The organism is Mesorhizobium sp. ANAO-SY3R2 (genome assembly GCF_042466635.1).
Classification (GTDB): Bacteria; Pseudomonadota; Alphaproteobacteria; order Rhizobiales; family Rhizobiaceae; genus Aminobacter.
Genome location: NZ_CP159955.1, coordinates 1,733,304 through 1,749,554, shown reverse-complemented (window position 1 = coordinate 1,749,554; position 16,251 = coordinate 1,733,304). Strand labels below are relative to the sequence as shown.

The following is a 16,251-nucleotide window of genomic DNA, read 5'->3' as shown; positions in this document are numbered from 1 at the left end:
CCCTTTCTCATACAGCACTTAATAGCAGCCCTGCAGCCCAGACAAGCAGTATCGCACCGACCACACGCGACGGTAGGGAACTGGCCATCTGTTTCTCGGACAGGGCAAAGACACCGAGCAAAGCCATCCAGAACGGGTTCATGACGCCGACTGCGAACATCACTAGCATCAGTGCCCAGCAACAGCCGAGGCACCAGACACCCTGTTCCAAGCCCAGTCTGAAGATGCGGACTACCCTGGTGCTCCAGCGCGCGAACAGAATGGAAAACGGATTGCGGCACTTCTTGAGGCAAGCAGCCTTCAGCCCGCTGAACTGATAGAGCCCGGCAAGCCCGAGCGCCGCTGCTGCCGCCAGTCCCTGCGCCGGCGCAAGTGGATCCGAGGCCGTGGACAGTTGCTGTACGGCGATGGTCAGGGCGGCAAAGCCGACGGAGGCAGTGGTCCACACGCCAAGGTAGCCGCCTACCAGAACCAGCGGATGCACCACCACCTCGCCCTTGGCGCGCGCCGTGTCTGCGATCTCGCAATAGGTGCGGATCATCGGCGCCGCCGATGGCAGCATCATCGCCACCGACATCAGGCTCCACATCGCGGCCAGCACACCCAGTTGCGCCCAGAGGCCGCCTTCTAGCGGCTGCGGCGCGAGGCACAGCGCGATCGCCTGGTCGAGCCACGCCGGCAACGGCAGCGCCGGCAGTTGCCGGAGCAGATCGTCGCCGGGTGCCGAAAGGCCCGGCGTCCTGACATCCGCCCCGCGCACCGCCATGGCGATCAGGATGAACCAGGACAGCGCAATCGCAGCGCCAACTACGGCATAGACAACTCCCGTGGCCGGCGCGCGACGGAAGCCGCGGTGCGACCCGCACTGTCGAGATGCCTGAAATCGGATCGAGGATCGTCCATGGTCACCGATGGGATGAAACGCCGCGTTGATCAATGGCTTAGGCCTGCAATATATCAAGACTATCCGAGTGCGACAGGCGCTCTGCAAACAGGAACGACGGCACATGAGCGTCGACGACACGACCCGTACTCTGGTGGCCGGTAGCGGGCCCGTGGGGCTGATTTCCGCGTTGGCCTTTGCCGAGGCGGGTTTCAATGTCGTGCTCGCTGGCCCTCCGGCGCGCGCCGATGACGGCCGCACCACCGCGCTCATGGTGCCCGCGCTCAACTTTCTCGATCGGATTGGCGTTCTTGCAGCACTTTCCACCGATGCCGCGCCGCTCAAGGTCATGCGCATCGTCGACGCCACTTCGCGCCTGATCCGAAGCCCCATCGTCACCTTCCGCGCCGGCGAGATCGGTGAAGAGCATTTCGGCTTCAATTTCCAGAACCGCGTCCTCAACGCAGTGCTGGAGAAGGCAGTCGAAGCCCATGCCGGCATCGAATGGCGCCGCGCCATGGTGGAGAACTGGGTGATCGCCCACGACAGAGTCGCAGCCAGGCTTTCCAACGGCACCACCGTCGAGGCTCCGCTGGCCGTTGCCGCCGACGGCCGCAACTCGCCCGCGCGCCAGGCCGCGGGCATATCGGCTTCTGCGCAGACGCTGCCGCAGGCGGCACTGGTGCTGAATTTCGCCCATAGCCGTGAGCACGCCTTCGCCTCGACCGAGTTCCACACCGAGACCGGCCCCTTCACCCAGGTGCCGCTGCCCGGTCGACGCTCGAGCCTTGTCTGGGTCGTGAGGCCGGAGACGGCAAAGGAACTCGCCGGCCTCGACGAGGCGGCACTGTCGCTGCGCATCGAACGCCAGATGCAATCGATGCTCGGCCGCGTCACCGTCGACGGCGGCCGGCAAATCTATCCTCTATCGACCATGCTGCCGCGGCGCTTTGCCAGCAACCGAGTCGCACTCGTCGGCGAAGCAGCCCATGTCTTCCCGCCAATCGGCGCTCAAGGCTTGAATCTCGGCATCAGGGATGTCGAGCAACTCGTTGAAACTGCAACGAAACACGTCGCCGACCCCGGCGCGCCGGCAGCACTGGCCGACTACGATTCGTCTCGCCGGCCCGACATCCTCGCCCGCACCAGCGCGGTCAATCTACTCAACAGGTCACTGCTCTCGGACATGCTGCCAGCGCAGCTTGCTCGCAATGCGGGGCTCAACTTCCTCGGCGGCTTCTCGCCCCTGCGTGGCTTTTTCATGCGTGAGGGCCTGAGGCCGGGCAGCGGCTTTGCCTCCATCGTCTCCGGCCTGCGCTTGCCGCGACGCGCACAGGGCGCTCCAACCGAATAGGGTCAAGGAAAAAGGTCCGGCGGCAGGATGCCATGCTGGATCATGTAGAGCAGACCGGTCACGGTCAGCACCGAAAGGCATGTGGTGATCAGCACGCTCGCCGAAGCGCGCTCGACCCAGACGCCATATTGCTGGGCAATCACGAACACGTTCGTCGCCGTCGGAAGTGCCGCCAGCAGCATCGCCGAAAACAGCCACACCGGCGGAAAATTGCCGATCCAGCTCAGCACGACATAGCAAAGCAATGGATGCACGATCAGCTTGAGCAGCGCGATTGGCGCCATTTCACGCGGCACCCGCTTCAGGGGGCGTAGCGCAAGCGTCACGCCCATGGCAAACAGCGCGCAGGGTGCGGCAGCGTGCGCCAGATATTCCAGCAGGCGCTCGACCGGCAGCGGTGGTCGGAATTCGACAAAGGCCGCAAGCACGCCGATCGCGGTGGCGATGATGAAGGGGTGGAAGGCAATTTTCTTCACCACCTCGGCAGCAACTTTCATGGGCGCGCGTGGTTCGTCGCCGGCCAGCGCCATCATCATCGGCGCAATGGTGAAATGCATGATGTTCTCGAAGCAGAAGATCAGCGCGACCGGCACCGCCGCCTCCTCGCCAAAGGCGAGCAGCGCCAGACCCGGCCCCATGTAGCCGATATTGCCATAGGCGGCTGCCAGGCCCTTGATGGTCGATTGAGCGATCTCGCCCCGTCCCTTGATGACGGACGCGCCAAACATCAACGCAAAGATGATGAAGGTCGAAAACACCGCACCAAAGATGTAGCCCCATTCGGTCAGTCGCTCGAACGGCGTCTTGGCGAGCAACTGGAAAAACAGCGCCGGCAGCGCGACATAGACGACGAAAGTCGTCATCCAGCCGAGCGCCTCCACCGGCTGGCGCGTGATGCGCGCAACCACGAAGCCGAGGAAGATCAGACCGAAAAACGGCAGCACGAGACCGATCACGTCCGACATGGCCACCTTCCGATCCAGATTGGTTTGTTCGCGGCGCGGATGGTGGCGCAGTCGAGCGGCGGAGTTGCAGAATCCGGTTAGCTTGCCGCTTTGGCGGGCGTCAAGGCACCCCGCCATTGAATTGCTTGCTTTGCTGCGCCAAATAGGGACCAAGCAAGGGCAGTGAATGCGCACAGAGCTCGATCTTGTCGCCCGCTCGCCCTAACCTACTGATTACGCATATGATCGAACCGGTCATTTGCGGGGCATGGTGACCAGCATGAAGACGGCCAAGTTCTCGATCGGACAGGTGGTGCGCCACCGGGTATTTCCGTTCCGTGGCGTAATCTTTGACGTCGACCCGGAGTTTGCCAATACCGAGGAATGGTACGAGGCCATCCCGGCCGCAGTACGCCCGCGGCGCGACCAGCCCTACTACCACCTGCTGGCCGAGAACGCGGAGACCGAATATGTCGCCTATGTCTCCGAACAGAACCTGCTCGAAGACAGTTCCGGCGAACCCGTTCGCCATCCGCAAGTCAACGACTATTTCGACAAGACGCCGGAAGGGCGCTACGCGCTCAAACCGCGCATCAGCCACTGACCTTGGACAAAAACGACGTAACAAAAAAAGCGGGGCCAGAAACCCCGCTTTTTTCAGTTCTTGCGACTGTCGAAGACTTAGTTCGCGGCCTTGGCCTTGTCCTGCTCTTCCTTGAGCTTCTTGGCGAAGTCCTGGTTGTTCTTCGACACGAAATCCTGGAGCTTCTTCTGGCGGTCTTCCAGATCCGACTGCTTCAGCGGCTCGCCGTCATAGGCGCCGGTGAAGCCCGAGAGCGAAACCTTGATCGGGTTCGGCTGATTCTGGAAATTGACCGACGTCAGCGTCAGGTCGGTGCCCTTTTTGAACGAAGCCACGAGCGGGTCGGTGAGCGCTATTTCGGCAACACAGCGATCAGGGAAGCAGATCACATAGTCGAGCTTCTGCGCCTTGCCGTTGTCGACCTGCAGGCCGATGCCGGGAGGAATCAGGCGACCACTCGGGACGGTGACCTGGAACACCTTGCGGTTGACCTTGCCCTTGAGCTCGATCATCGAAATGCCGGTCACCAATTGGCCGTTGGAAGCAGTCAGGATGTTCTGCACGTTGCAGATGTCCACGTCTGCCTGCTTGGAGCAGGCCTTGAACCAGCCCTGCGGGAGTTGCTGCTGCTGCTGCGCAGCCGCCGGCGAAAGGCCCGACGCCAGCATACCGGCGACGCCTACAGCCATGGCCGACAGGCGAAAACCGTCGAATTTCTGGCTCGTCATCTTCATGAAATCCTCTCAAACAATCCCGGGACCGGCCATCAAGCCGTGTGTCGACGCTACCTGTTGGGCAAATGAGGCAACAGCATGACTTCGTTGCGCGTGTACACTGCCGTGAACTGCGAATCCAGCCCGTTCCTGCGCATTTCTTGTGTCCTTTGCTGGCAATGGACGGCCCGCACATCGCTGCGCTACCCTTCGAATCACAAAAGCTTCCCGAATTCGTGGAGAACCGTCGTGAGACGCATATTTTCGGCGCTGGCCGCCACCGCCGCAATTGCCATCCTGTCGCCGCTCGCAGCATTCGCCGAGCCCGTTCATGGCCTGTCGATGCACGGTCAGCCGGCCCTGCCTGCCGACTTCCAGAGCTTTCCTTACGCCAATCCCGATGCCCCCAAGGGCGGCAAGATCACCTATTGCGTCATCGGCACCTTCGACAACCTCAACCCGTTCATCATCAAGAGCCTGCGTACCACGGCGCGCGGCATGATCGATACCATCTACGGCAATCTCATCTTTGAATCGCTGATGCAGCGCAGCGCCGATGAGGCCTTTAGCATCTACGGGCTGATCGCGCAGTCGGTGGAGATCGATCCCGAGCGCAAGTGGATCGAATTCAAACTCGACCCCAATGCCAAGTGGTCGGACGGCCAGCCCATCACGCCCGAAGACGTGATCTTCACCTACGAGGTCTACACCGAGAAGGGGCGCCCGCCCTACAGCGACCGCATGTCCAAGATCGAGAAGATCGAAAAGACCGGCGACCGCAGCGTCCGTTTCACCTTCAACGATCAGGCCGACCGCGAATTCCCGCTGATCATCGCGATGACGCCGATCGTGCCCAAGCACTTCTTCGACAAGGAGACCTTCGACCAGACCACGCTCAAGCCAGTTATCGGAAGCGGCCCATATACAGTCGCTGAAGTGAAGCCGGGTGAGCGAATCGTCTTCAAGCGCAATCCCGAATACTGGGGCCGCGACATCCCGTCGAAACGAGGCTTCGACAATTACGATCAGATCACCATCGAGTACTTTCTCAACAACGCGGCCCTCTTCGAGGCATTCAAGAAGGGCATCTGCGACACCTTCACCGAAGCGGACCCTGTCAAGCGCGAGCGCGGTTTCGACTTCCCGTCCTACAAGAACGGCGACATCGTCGCTGAGACCTTCCAGAGCGGCCTGCCCCCTGTTGTCACCGGCTTCATGTTCAACACGCGGCTGCCGAAATTCTCAGACCCGGTCGTCCGTCAGGCGCTCGGCATGCTCTATGATTTCGAATGGGCCAACCGCAACCTGTTCGGCGGCAAATACGAGCGCACCGTCAGCTTCTGGCAGGGTTCGGAGCTTTCCACCTATGGCGTGCCGGCAAGCGACAAGGAAAAGGCGCTGCTGGCGCCCTTCCCCGGTGCCGTTCGCCCCGACATCATGGACGGCACCTACCGTGCCCCCGTTACCGACGGCTCGGGCCAGGATCGCAAGGTTCTGAAGGCCGCACTCGACCTGTTCAAGAGCGCGGGCTACACGCTGCAAGGCGGCAAGATGCTCGACAAGGACGGCAAGCCGTTCGCATTCGAGATCCTGACGTCCTCGGAGGCCGAACAGCGGCTGGCCGCCATCTACCAGCGCACTCTGGAAAAGCTCGGCATTGCCGTCACCATCCGCGCGCTCGAAGCCGACCAGATCCAATCGCGCAAGCAGAATTTCGACTTCGACGTGCTGATCGGCTCGACCGGCTTCACCGGCACCTTGTCTCCCGGTATCGAGCAGATCGGCCGCTGGGGTTCGTCATCGGCCAACAAGCCAGGTTCGTTCAACCTCGCAGGCGTCGCCAACCCGGCGATCGATGCGATGATCGATGCCATGCTCAAGGCCCGGGAGAAAGACGATTTCGTCGCCGCCGTGCGCGCGCTCGACCGGTTGCTCATCTCCGGCAACTACATGGTGCCCATGCAGCACAACTCCGAGCAGTGGATCGCCTATGCAAAGCGGCTGAAGCATCCCGAAAAGACCCCAGCATTCGGCTATCAGCTGCCAGTCTGGTGGAGCCAAGGCGAGTAAGCCGCAGATTTCAAAGAGAGCGCGGCGCAGTCGTTGCCGCGCTCATGAACAAGGATTTGTCCATGACCGACCAGAACCAGGTGACCATCGACGTGGTCTCGGACGTCGTCTGCCCGTGGTGCTACCTCGGCATGAAGCGGCTGGAAAGCGCGCTTGCCGCCTTGCCAGGCATCAATGCCGAAATCCGCTGGCGGCCATTCCAGCTCGACCCGACGATTCCGCCCGAAGGCAAGGACCGCCGCGCCTACATGCTCGCCAAGTTCAACGACGAGGCCCGCCTGCAGCAGATTCACGCCAACCTGGTGTCGCTTGGCGCGCTGGAGGGCATCTCCTTCGACTTCGACGCCATTTCGATTTCACCCAACACCCTCGACGCCCACCGCGTCATCCGCTGGGCCGCGGCATCAGGAGACGGCGTGCAGAGCAAATTGGTGCGCTCGCTGTTCAGTCTCTACTTCGAACGCGGCAAGAATATCGGCGACCACAGGGTGCTGATCGAGGCCGCGCGCGATGCCGGTATGGACGCGGCAGTGGTGGAGGCAATGCTGCCCACCGATGCCGACCGGGATGAGGTCACCAACGAGGTCGCGACCGCCTCGCGCATGGGCATCACTGGCGTGCCCTGCTTCCTGCTCGATGGCAAATACGCCGTCATGGGCGCGCAGGACGCCGCCACCCTCGCCGACGCCATCCGCCAGGTCGCGGTCGAAAAGGCAAGCGGCGAGCCGAGCGCGGGTTAGGATTGGCGGCTGGTCGGTCGTGCGTCCTTCGACAGGCTCAGGATGAGGACCGCCAGCACTGCAACTGATTCCCTGGGGGCTACCACTGGTCCAGGGCCAGTGGCTCATTGAACAAGGAGGCGCGCAAACCTGTTGCGGAGCTTGCGCCACCACCGTCCTCATCCCGAGCTTGAGCCACTACGGTCCTCATCCTGCGCTGGCCACTATCGTCCTCATCCTGCGCCGGCCACTATGGTCCTCATCCTGCGCCGGCCACTATGGTCCTCATCCTGCGCCGGCCACTATGGTCCTCATCCTGCGCCGGCCACTATGGTCCTCATCCTGAGCCTGTCGAAGGACGCACGACCGGTCAACCGCCTCACACCGCTTCCGCCAGCTTGGCCAACTGCGTCATGACGACGGCTGAACCCGCCAGGCGCTTGTCGGCGTTTGGCCAGTCGCGCGAGAAGACCACGCTGTGGTCGGCCCTGATCTTTGCCAGCGAACCTTGCTCAGCGATGAAGCGCACCAGTCCTGCGGGGTTGGGGAATTCGCGCTTGCGGAAATTCACCACCACGCCCTTCGGCCCGGCGTCGAGCTTCTCGACATTGGCCTTGCGGCACAGCGCCTTGATGAAGACGATCTTGAGCAGATGCTTGACCTCGTCGGGCAGCGGTCCGAAACGGTCGATGAGCTCGGCACCGAAGGCGTCGATCTCCTCGGTATTTTCGAGGTCGCCGAGGCGGCGATAGAGCGCCAGCCTGAGCTGCAGGTCGGGCACGTAGCTTTCCGGGATCATCACAGCTGTGCCGACCGAGATGAGCGGCGACCAGCCGGTGTCGAGCGCCTCGCCGCTGCCGCGCAGTTCTGCCACCGCCTCCTCCAGCATCTGCTGGTAGAGTTCGAAGCCGACTTCCTTGATGTGTCCGGACTGCTCGTCGCCCAGCAGATTCCCGGCGCCGCGGATGTCGAGGTCGTGGCTGGCGAGCTGGAAACCCGCCCCCAGCGTGTCGAGCGACTGTAGGACCTTGAGCCGCCGATCCGCCGTGTCAGTCAGCTTGCGGTTGGCCGGCAGCGTGAACAGCGCATAGGCGCGCACCTTCGAACGGCCGACGCGACCGCGCAGCTGGTAGAGCTGTGCTAGGCCGAACATATCGGCGCGGTGCACGATCAGCGTGTTGGCGGTCGGAATGTCGAGACCGGATTCCACGATCGTCGTCGACAACAGCACGTCATACTGTCCGTCGTAGAAGGCGTTCATGATGTCGTCGAGTTGGCCCGCCGCCATCTGGCCGTTGGCGACCGCGACCTTCAGTTCAGGGACCGATTCCTGAAGGAATTGATGCACTTCGGCGAGATCCGCAATGCGCGGCACGACATAGAAGCTGTGCCCGCCCCGATAGCGTTCGCGCAACAGGGTCTCGCGGATCACCAGCGGATCGTAGGGCGAAATGAAGCTCCGCACCGCCATGCGGTCGACCGGCGGGGTGGCGATCAGCGACAGCTCGCGCACGCCCGTCAGCGCCAATTGCAGCGTGCGCGGAATCGGCGTCGCCGACAGCGTCAGCACGTGCACGTCGCTCTTCAGCTCTTTGAGCCGTTCCTTGTGCTTGACGCCGAAATGCTGTTCTTCGTCGATGATCAGCAGGCCGAGGTTCTTGAACGAGATCGACGAGCCGAGCAGCGCGTGCGTGCCGACCACGATGTCGACCGTACCGTCGGCGATGCCCTGCTTGGTCTCTGCCAGTTCCTTGGTGCCAACCAGCCGCGACGCCTGCCGCACCTTGATCGGTAGGCCGGCAAAGCGCTGCGTGAACGTCTTGAAATGCTGGCGCGACAAAAGCGTCGTCGGCACCACGACCGCGACCTGGAAGCCTTCCATCGCCGCGATGAACGCCGCGCGCAGCGCCACTTCGGTCTTGCCGAAGCCGACGTCGCCGCAGATCAACCGGTCCATAGGCTTGCCGTCGGCCAGGTCTTCCATGACGGAATCGATGGCGCTCTGCTGGTCGTCGGTCTCTTCATAGGGGAAGCGCGCCGCAAATTCGCCGTAGACGCCCTCGGGCGGGCTCATCACGGGCGCCTCGCGCATCTGCCGTTCGGCGGCAAGCTTGATCAACTGGCCGGCCATATCCAGCAGGCGCCGCTTCAGCTTGGCCTTGCGCGACTGCCAGGCACCGCCGCCGAGCTTGTCGAGCGTCGCTTCGGCCGAATCCGAGCCGTAGCGCGACAGAAGCTCGATATTTTCCACCGGCAGGAACAGGCGGTCGTCCCCGGCATAGTGGATTTCTAGGCAGTCATGCGGCGCGCCTACCGCCTCGATGGTGCGCAGGCCGACAAATCGACCGATGCCATGGTCGGCATGCACGACGATGTCGCCGGACGACAGCGAGGAAGCTTCGGCGATGAAATCGGCTGCGCGCTTGCGCTTCTTCGACCGCCGGATCAGCCGGTCGCCCAGGATGTCCTGCTCGGCAACAAAGACCAGATCACCGGCCGCAAAGCCCGCCTCGATCGGCAGCACGGCGAGACCCGCCTCGCCTGCCTTCATTGCCTCGACATCAGCGAGGCTGGCGACGCGCTTGAGATTGCCGAGATCATGCTCGTCGAGAATTTGTGCCAACCGGTCGAGCGAGCCTTCGGTCCAGCCAGCGACGACGACGCGGCGCTTTGCGGCGCGTTGGTCGGCGATGTATCTGGCTACGACGTCAAACACATTGGCATTGGGATCGGCGCGCTCTTCGGCGAAGCTGCGGCCGGCATGCGAGCCGGCATGGAGCACCTTGCGGCCGCCGGCATCGGGCGTATCGAACGGCGTCAGTTCCGCCGCCGTCTGGTCGGCCAGTGCGGCGGCGACCTCTTCCGGCGACAGATACATCAGGTCCGGCGCAACCGGCTTGTAGGGCACCGCGTCCTTGAGGCCTGAGCCTTCCGCCTGCTTCTTACGCGCCTCGTAGTGGTCGAGGATCAGCGCATGCCGCTCGCCCAGCGCCTCGCGCGCTAGATGATCGAACACGACAGGCGCGTCGGGCAGGTACTCGAACACCGTCTCCATGTGCGGGTAGTAGAACGGCAGCCAGTGTTCCATGCCAGAGAAGCGTCGGCCCTCGCTGACCGCCGCATACAGAGCATCGTCGCGCGACGGCGCACCGAAGGCTTCAATGTAGCTGCGACGGAACTTGCTGATTGTCTCCGGTGTCAGCGCCACTTCGCTCATCGCCTGCAGCACCACCTGGTTGCGGCTGCCCGTGGTGCGCTGGGTGGCGACGTCGAAGGCGCGGATCGTCTCCAGTGTGTCGCCGAAGAAGTCGAGACGTAGCGCATCGGCAGCGCCCGGCGCATAAAGGTCGAGGATGCCGCCGCGCACGGCGAATTCGCCCACGCCGCGTACCGTCGGCACACGCTCGAAGCCGGCGCGTTCGAGCCTCGCCACCAGCGCGTTCATCTCGACCTGGTTGCCCGGCTTGGCACGGAATTCCTGCGCCTCGATCGCAGCCGACGGCGGCACGCGCTGCAGAATCGCATTCGCCGTGGTCAGCACGATCGCCCGGTGCGGCGATTTTCTCAGCGCAATGATTGCCGCCAGCGCATCGAGCCGGCGAGCCGCCGCATCAGAGCCCGGCGATACGCGGTCGTATGGCAGACAGTCCCATGCCGGCAGTTCCAAGACCGGCAGTTCGGGCGCGACGAAGTTCAGCGCCTCGACGATCTGTGGCAGGCGCTGGCCGTCGCGCGCCACAAACAGCAACGGCCCGTCTGGCGCCATCTCGGCAGCGGCCTCAGCCAGTGCAAAGGCCTCGTAGCCATCAGCTACGCCGTCGACCATGAACTGTCCGGCGCGACCTTTCGGTAGGCCGATGGGTTTTATCAGGCTCATGATTTCACTCAGGCTGTGAAGGCGCCGCGCGATGCCACTATCTGGCGGTATACTTCATGGTCGACTTCCGCCGGCACCGGGCTCTCGCCGATGATCCACGACAGCAGTTCCTTGTCGGTGATGTCGAGAAGGACCTCGTAGAGGTCGAGTTCCTCGTCGCTCAACCGGTCGATATTGGCGTCGGCAAAGCTGCCGAGGATCAGGTCCATCTCGCGCATACCGCGATGCCATGATCGGAACAGCAGCTTGCGCCTGCGCGTGTCCAGCCCTTCGCTCGAACGTGTCGTTCCGGTCATATCCACAATCCCTGCATGTCGGGGCGCATATAGCGTGGATAGGCGCCCCTGTCAGCCTTTGCCCCGGCAACTCCAGCGCATAAGCTGACATCATGCGTCCGTCATTGCTCGATCCCCTGTTTTCGCCCATCACGTCGCTCGCCGGTGTCGGCCCCAAGGTCGCCGTACTGATCGAGAAGGTCGTGCCTGCCGATCTGGGCGACCGTCCCGCACGCGTCGGCGACCTGATGTTCGTGCTCCCCAACAGCGTCATCGACCGGCGCAACCGCCCCGGCATCGCCTTCGCCGCAGAAGGTGCGATCGTCACGCTTGAAGTGCGCATCGACCGCCACCAGCCGGCGCCACGCGGCAATCGCTCGGTTCCATACCGCGTGTTTGCCCATGACGACACCGGCGAGATCGCGCTGACCTTCTTCCATGCGCATGCCGCCTATCTCGAAAAGGCGATGCCCGAAGGCGAAAAGGTCATCGTCTCGGGCCGCATGGAGTGGTTCAACGGCCGCCCATCGATGGTCCACCCCGACCACATCGCGCTCGCCAGCGAGGCCGACAAACTGCCGCTCGTGGAGCCGGTGTATCCGCTGACCGCCGGCCTCTCCTCAAAGGTCCTTCGCCGTGCGATCGGCCAAACGCTCGAACGCCTGCCCACTTTTCCCGAATGGCTCGACCCCGAGCTTATGCGACGGCAGAGCTTTCCGGCCTTTTCCCCTGCCCTGTTGCGCGTCCACAATCCGGCCGATCCAATCGACGCCTCGCCGGAAAACGCCGCCTGGCGCCGCCTCGCCTATGATGAAATCCTCGCCGGCCAGGTTTCGCTGGCGCTGGTCCGTGCACGCGTGCGCAAGTTGCACGGGCGTCCACTGACCGGCGACGGCCGCATCGTCGATGCCCTGCGCGCGGCACTGCCCTATTCGCTGACCGGCTCGCAACAGCGCGCGCTCGAAGAGATCGATGCCGATCTCGCCAAGCCGGAGCGCATGCTGCGCCTGCTGCAGGGCGACGTGGGCGCCGGCAAGACGGTCGTCGCACTGCTCGCCATGGCGCGCGCGGTCGAGGCCGGCAGCCAGGCAGCGCTGATGGCGCCAACCGAAATCCTCGCCCGCCAGCATCTCGCCACCATTGCGCCCTTGGCTGAACGCGCCGGCATGAATGTCGCGGTGCTTACCGGCCGCGAAAAGGGCCGCGAGCGCGCGCAGATCCTTGCCGATCTCGAAAACGGTGAGATCGACATCGTCATTGGCACGCATGCGCTGTTCCAGGAGGCGGTGAAATTCCGCGATCTGGCGCTCGCCGTCGTCGACGAGCAGCACCGTTTCGGCGTCCACCAGCGCCTCGCCATCACCGCCAAGGGCGATGCACCCGACATGCTGGTGATGACCGCGACCCCCATCCCGCGCACGTTGGTGCTGACCGCCTTCGGCGACATGGATGTGTCGCGCCTCACCGAAAAGCCCGCGGGCCGCCAGCCGATCCGCACCGTGACCCTGCCGCTCGAACGGCTGGACGAGCTGGTGGGCCGCATCAGGGATGCGGTGGCGGAGGGGCAAAAAATCTACTGGATCTGCCCGCTTGTCGAAGAATCCGAGGAGATAAAACTGATGTCGGCGGAGGATCGCTTCGCCTCGCTCGAGCCGGTTTTCGGCCGCCACCTCGGCCTCGTCCACGGCCGCATGAAGGGAGCTGAGAAGGACGAAGCCATGCGCGCCTTCAAGGCGGGCGAGACGCGTGTTCTGATCGCTACCACCGTCATCGAGGTCGGCGTCGACGTGCCCGACGCCACCATCATGGTCATCGAACATGCCGAGCGCTTCGGCCTCGCCCAGTTGCACCAGTTGCGCGGCCGCGTCGGCCGTGGCTCGAAACCGTCATCCTGCGTGCTGCTCTACAAGGACCCGCTCGGCGAAACCGCCAAGCGCCGGCTGTCGGTGATGCGCGAGACAGAAGACGGCTTCCTCATCGCCGAAGAGGATCTGAAGCTGCGCGGCGAAGGCGAGCTTTTGGGCACGCGCCAGTCGGGCACGCCGGGCTTCCAGGTCGCCCGCATCGAGGCCCATGCCGATCTTCTGGAGATCGCCCGCGACGACGCCCGGCTGATTCTCGCCCGCGACCCCGATCTGATCTCGCCGCGCGGCGAGGCGCTCAGGCTCTTGCTCTATTTGTTCGGCAGGGATGAAGCGGTGCGCCTGCTCAGGGCCGGCTGAGGCAGCGTGCCGGCGGCCGGATTGCCCATCGGCCCCTCGAGCACGACATCGTTCGCGGCAGCCTTGCCCTTGACTTCCGGCGCCACCAGCCCGGCCGACACGATCAGCTTCGCCCCGTCCTCGATGCTCATGTCGAGCAGCACGACCTCGGACTTCGGCACATACATCAGGAACCCGGTGGTTGGGTTCGGCGTGCAGGGCATGAAGACGGCCATCAGCGGATCGCCCTCCTGGTCCAGCTTTTCGTTGATTTCGCTGCGCTTGTCGCCAGCGACAAAAACGATCGACCACACGCCTTTGCGGGGATACTCGACCATGCCGACGGTGCGGAACATCTCGTTCTTGTCCGAAAGTGCGGTCTCGAATAGTTGCTTCAGCGCCTTGTAGAGCCCACGCACAAGCGGCGTCCGGGTCAGCAGCCGCTCGCCGAATAAGACGATGGCGCGACCGATGAAGTTGGCGGTAAGGAAGCCGATCAGGGTGATCAGCACCAACGCCACGATCAACCCGAATCCGGGGATCCGGACCGAAAGATAGGTGTCGGGGTTGTAGTTGGTGGGGATGTAGGGCTTGACCCAGGAATCGACCCAGCCGACGAACGACCAGACGATGTAGATGGTCAGCACCAGCGGCGCGCAGACGACGAAGCCGGTGAGGAAATAGTTCCTCAACCGGGTCATGGCCGAAGTCCTGTGGGTATCTGACATCGTACACCGCCGCCCCGTTCGCAGCGCAACATTAGTGAAGCCGGTGCTGCTTTGGAACTGCGAAGTTGGACGGCCCTACTCCACCGTGACCGACTTCGCGAGATTGCGCGGTTGATCGACGTCGGTGCCCATGAACACGGCGGTGAAGTAGGCGAGCATCTGGATCGGCAGCGCATAGATGATCGGCGCGATGAACTCGGGCACGTCAGGCAGCACGATCGTCTCGAGCGTCTCCACCGTCGCCTGGGCCGCCCCCTTCTGGTCCGTGATCAGGATGATCTTGCCGCCGCGTGCCGCCACTTCCTGCATGTTCGACACGGTCTTTTCAAAGATGCGGTCATGCGGCGCGATGACGATGACCGGCATGTTCTCATCGATCAGCGCGATCGGCCCGTGCTTGAGCTCGCCCGCGGCATAGCCCTCGGCGTGGATGTAGGAGATTTCCTTGAGCTTGAGCGCGCCTTCCATGGCGAGCGGGAAATTGGTGTCGCGGCCAAGGTAGAGCACGTGCTTGTAGGACGCGAGCTCGCGCGCCACCTTCTCGATCTGCTTGTCGAGCTTGAGCACCTGGGAGGCATAGCGCGGCGCTTCCGAAAGGCTGTACACCAGCGCCTTTTCCTCGTCCGCCGAGATCGTTCCACGCTGGGAAGCCGCACGGATGGTCAGTGCCGCGAGGACCGAAAGCTGGCAGGTGAAGGCCTTGGTCGAGGCGACGCCGATCTCCGGCCCGGCCAGAGTCGGCAGCGTCACATCGGATTCACGCGCAATGGTCGATTCGCGCACATTGACGATGGCGCCGATCGGCACGCCCGCCTTGCGGCAGTAGCGCAGCGAAGCCAGCGTATCTGCCGTTTCGCCCGATTGCGACACGAAGAATGCCGCGCTCTTCTTCGAGATCGGCATCTCGCGATAGCGGAACTCCGACGCCACATCGATGTCGACTGGCAACCGCGCATGGCGCTCGAACCAGTATTTGCCGACCAGCCCGGCAAGATATGCCGTGCCACAGGCCGAAACGGCGATGCGGTCGATGTCGGCGAAGCTGAACGGCAGGTCGAGCGGCTTCGAGGTGCCTTGCGTGAAATCCAGATAATGCGCCAGCGTGTGCGAGATAACCTCCGGCTGCTCATGGATTTCCTTTTCCATGAAGTGGCGGTGGTTGCCCTTGTCGACCAGATAGCTGGTGCCGACCGACTGGCGGCGCTGGCGTTCAACCGGATTGCCGGCCATGTCGTAGATCTGGAACTGATTGCGGCGCACCACCGCCCAGTCGCCGTCCTCGAGATAAGTGATGGAATTGGTGAAGGGCGCCAGTGCTATCGCATCCGACCCGAGGAACATCTCGCCCTCGCCATGGCCAACGGCCAGCGGCGGGCCGTTGCGGGCGCCGACGATCAGGTCCTCGTCACCCTTGAACATGATGGCCAGCGCAAAGGCGCCGTTGAGGCGCTTTAGGGCCGCATGCGCCGCCTCGACCGGTTTCACGCCGCGTGCCAGTTCGCGTGCGATCAGATGCGCCACAACCTCGGTGTCGGTCTGCGAGGTAAACTCGAAGCCGTCGGCCGTAAGTTCCTGGCGCAGTTCGGCAAAATTCTCGATGATGCCATTGTGGACGATGGCAACGCCGCTGGAGAAATGCGGATGTGCATTGGTCTCGTTGGGAACGCCATGGGTCGCCCAGCGCGTGTGGCCGATGCCGATCAGCCCGTCCAGCGGCTCGGCTTTCAGCCGGCGCTCGAGATTGACCAATTTGCCCTCGGCGCGGCGGCGCGCCAGTTCACCATGTTCGATGGTCGCCACGCCGGCGGAATCATAGCCGCGATATTCGAGCCTTTTCAGCGCATCGACGATCAGTGGCGCTACCGGCGTCTGGCCGACTATTCCGACGATACCGCACATGCGCG

The 16,251-nt window shown here is 63.4% G+C and carries 12 protein-coding genes; 5 read left to right on the top strand and 7 right to left on the bottom strand.

The features are described from left to right. Positions 1-7: 7 nt before the first annotated feature. Positions 8-937: a DUF2182 domain-containing protein gene (locus ABSY17_RS13205; RefSeq protein WP_378951293.1), complete on the bottom strand. Its 930-nt coding sequence runs from the start codon at positions 935-937 to the stop codon at positions 8-10. 70 nt (positions 938-1,007) lie between these two features. Here ABSY17_RS13205 and ABSY17_RS13200 point away from each other — a divergent pair, with 70 nt between their 5' ends. Next, a complete protein-coding gene (locus ABSY17_RS13200; RefSeq protein ID WP_378951290.1) occupies positions 1,008-2,237 on the top strand; it encodes a UbiH/UbiF family hydroxylase in 1,230 nt (409 codons plus the stop codon). A gap of 2 nt (positions 2,238-2,239) precedes the next feature. Here ABSY17_RS13200 and ABSY17_RS13195 read toward each other — a convergent pair whose 3' ends face one another. Continuing rightward, positions 2,240-3,202: an AEC family transporter gene (locus ABSY17_RS13195; protein ID WP_378951287.1), complete on the bottom strand. Its 963-nt coding sequence runs from the start codon at positions 3,200-3,202 to the stop codon at positions 2,240-2,242. 259 nt (positions 3,203-3,461) lie between these two features. Between ABSY17_RS13195 and hspQ the strand changes: the two genes are divergently transcribed. Further along, positions 3,462-3,785, top strand: coding sequence for a heat shock protein HspQ (hspQ, locus tag ABSY17_RS13190; RefSeq protein WP_378951284.1), 324 nt, complete (start codon positions 3,462-3,464; stop codon positions 3,783-3,785). 77 nt (positions 3,786-3,862) lie between these two features. Here the strand turns inward: hspQ and ABSY17_RS13185 are convergent, their stop codons facing one another. Beyond that, positions 3,863-4,492: an invasion associated locus B family protein gene (locus ABSY17_RS13185; protein ID WP_378952649.1), complete on the bottom strand. Its 630-nt coding sequence runs from the start codon at positions 4,490-4,492 to the stop codon at positions 3,863-3,865. Between the two features lie 327 nt (positions 4,493-4,819). Between ABSY17_RS13185 and ABSY17_RS13180 the strand changes: the two genes are divergently transcribed. Further along, the gene (locus tag ABSY17_RS13180; RefSeq protein WP_378952646.1) at positions 4,820-6,547 is read left to right on the top strand and encodes an extracellular solute-binding protein; all 1,728 of its coding nucleotides are present in this window, start codon (positions 4,820-4,822) and stop codon (positions 6,545-6,547) included. Positions 6,548-6,609: 62 nt separating this feature from the next. After that, positions 6,610-7,287: a DsbA family oxidoreductase gene (locus ABSY17_RS13175; RefSeq protein WP_378951281.1), complete on the top strand. Its 678-nt coding sequence runs from the start codon at positions 6,610-6,612 to the stop codon at positions 7,285-7,287. A 358-nt stretch (positions 7,288-7,645) separates the two neighbouring features. Here ABSY17_RS13175 and mfd read toward each other — a convergent pair whose 3' ends face one another. Further along, the gene (gene mfd, locus ABSY17_RS13170) at positions 7,646-11,143 is read right to left on the bottom strand and encodes a transcription-repair coupling factor (RefSeq protein ID WP_378951278.1); all 3,498 of its coding nucleotides are present in this window, start codon (positions 11,141-11,143) and stop codon (positions 7,646-7,648) included. Between the two features lie 8 nt (positions 11,144-11,151). Then, positions 11,152-11,439, bottom strand: a complete 288-nt coding sequence (locus ABSY17_RS13165) for a succinate dehydrogenase assembly factor 2 (protein WP_378951275.1) — start codon at positions 11,437-11,439, stop codon at positions 11,152-11,154. A gap of 92 nt (positions 11,440-11,531) precedes the next feature. On the opposite strand from ABSY17_RS13165, the gene recG reads away from it, so the two are divergent. Then, on the top strand, positions 11,532-13,640 hold the full coding sequence (gene recG / locus ABSY17_RS13160) for an ATP-dependent DNA helicase RecG (protein ID WP_378951272.1): 2,109 nt from the start codon (positions 11,532-11,534) through the stop codon (positions 13,638-13,640). Here the strand turns inward: recG and ABSY17_RS13155 are convergent. Together ABSY17_RS13155 and glmS are read right to left on the bottom strand one after the other, a co-directional pair. Further along, a complete protein-coding gene (locus ABSY17_RS13155; RefSeq protein ID WP_378951269.1) occupies positions 13,592-14,347 on the bottom strand; it encodes a DUF502 domain-containing protein in 756 nt (251 codons plus the stop codon). The two genes, recG and ABSY17_RS13155, sit on opposite strands and share 49 nt — an antisense overlap. A gap of 75 nt (positions 14,348-14,422) precedes the next feature. After that, complete coding sequence (gene glmS, locus ABSY17_RS13150; protein WP_378951266.1) at positions 14,423-16,246, bottom strand: glutamine--fructose-6-phosphate transaminase (isomerizing); 1,824 nt, start codon at positions 16,244-16,246, stop codon at positions 14,423-14,425. Positions 16,247-16,251 lie beyond the last annotated feature (5 nt).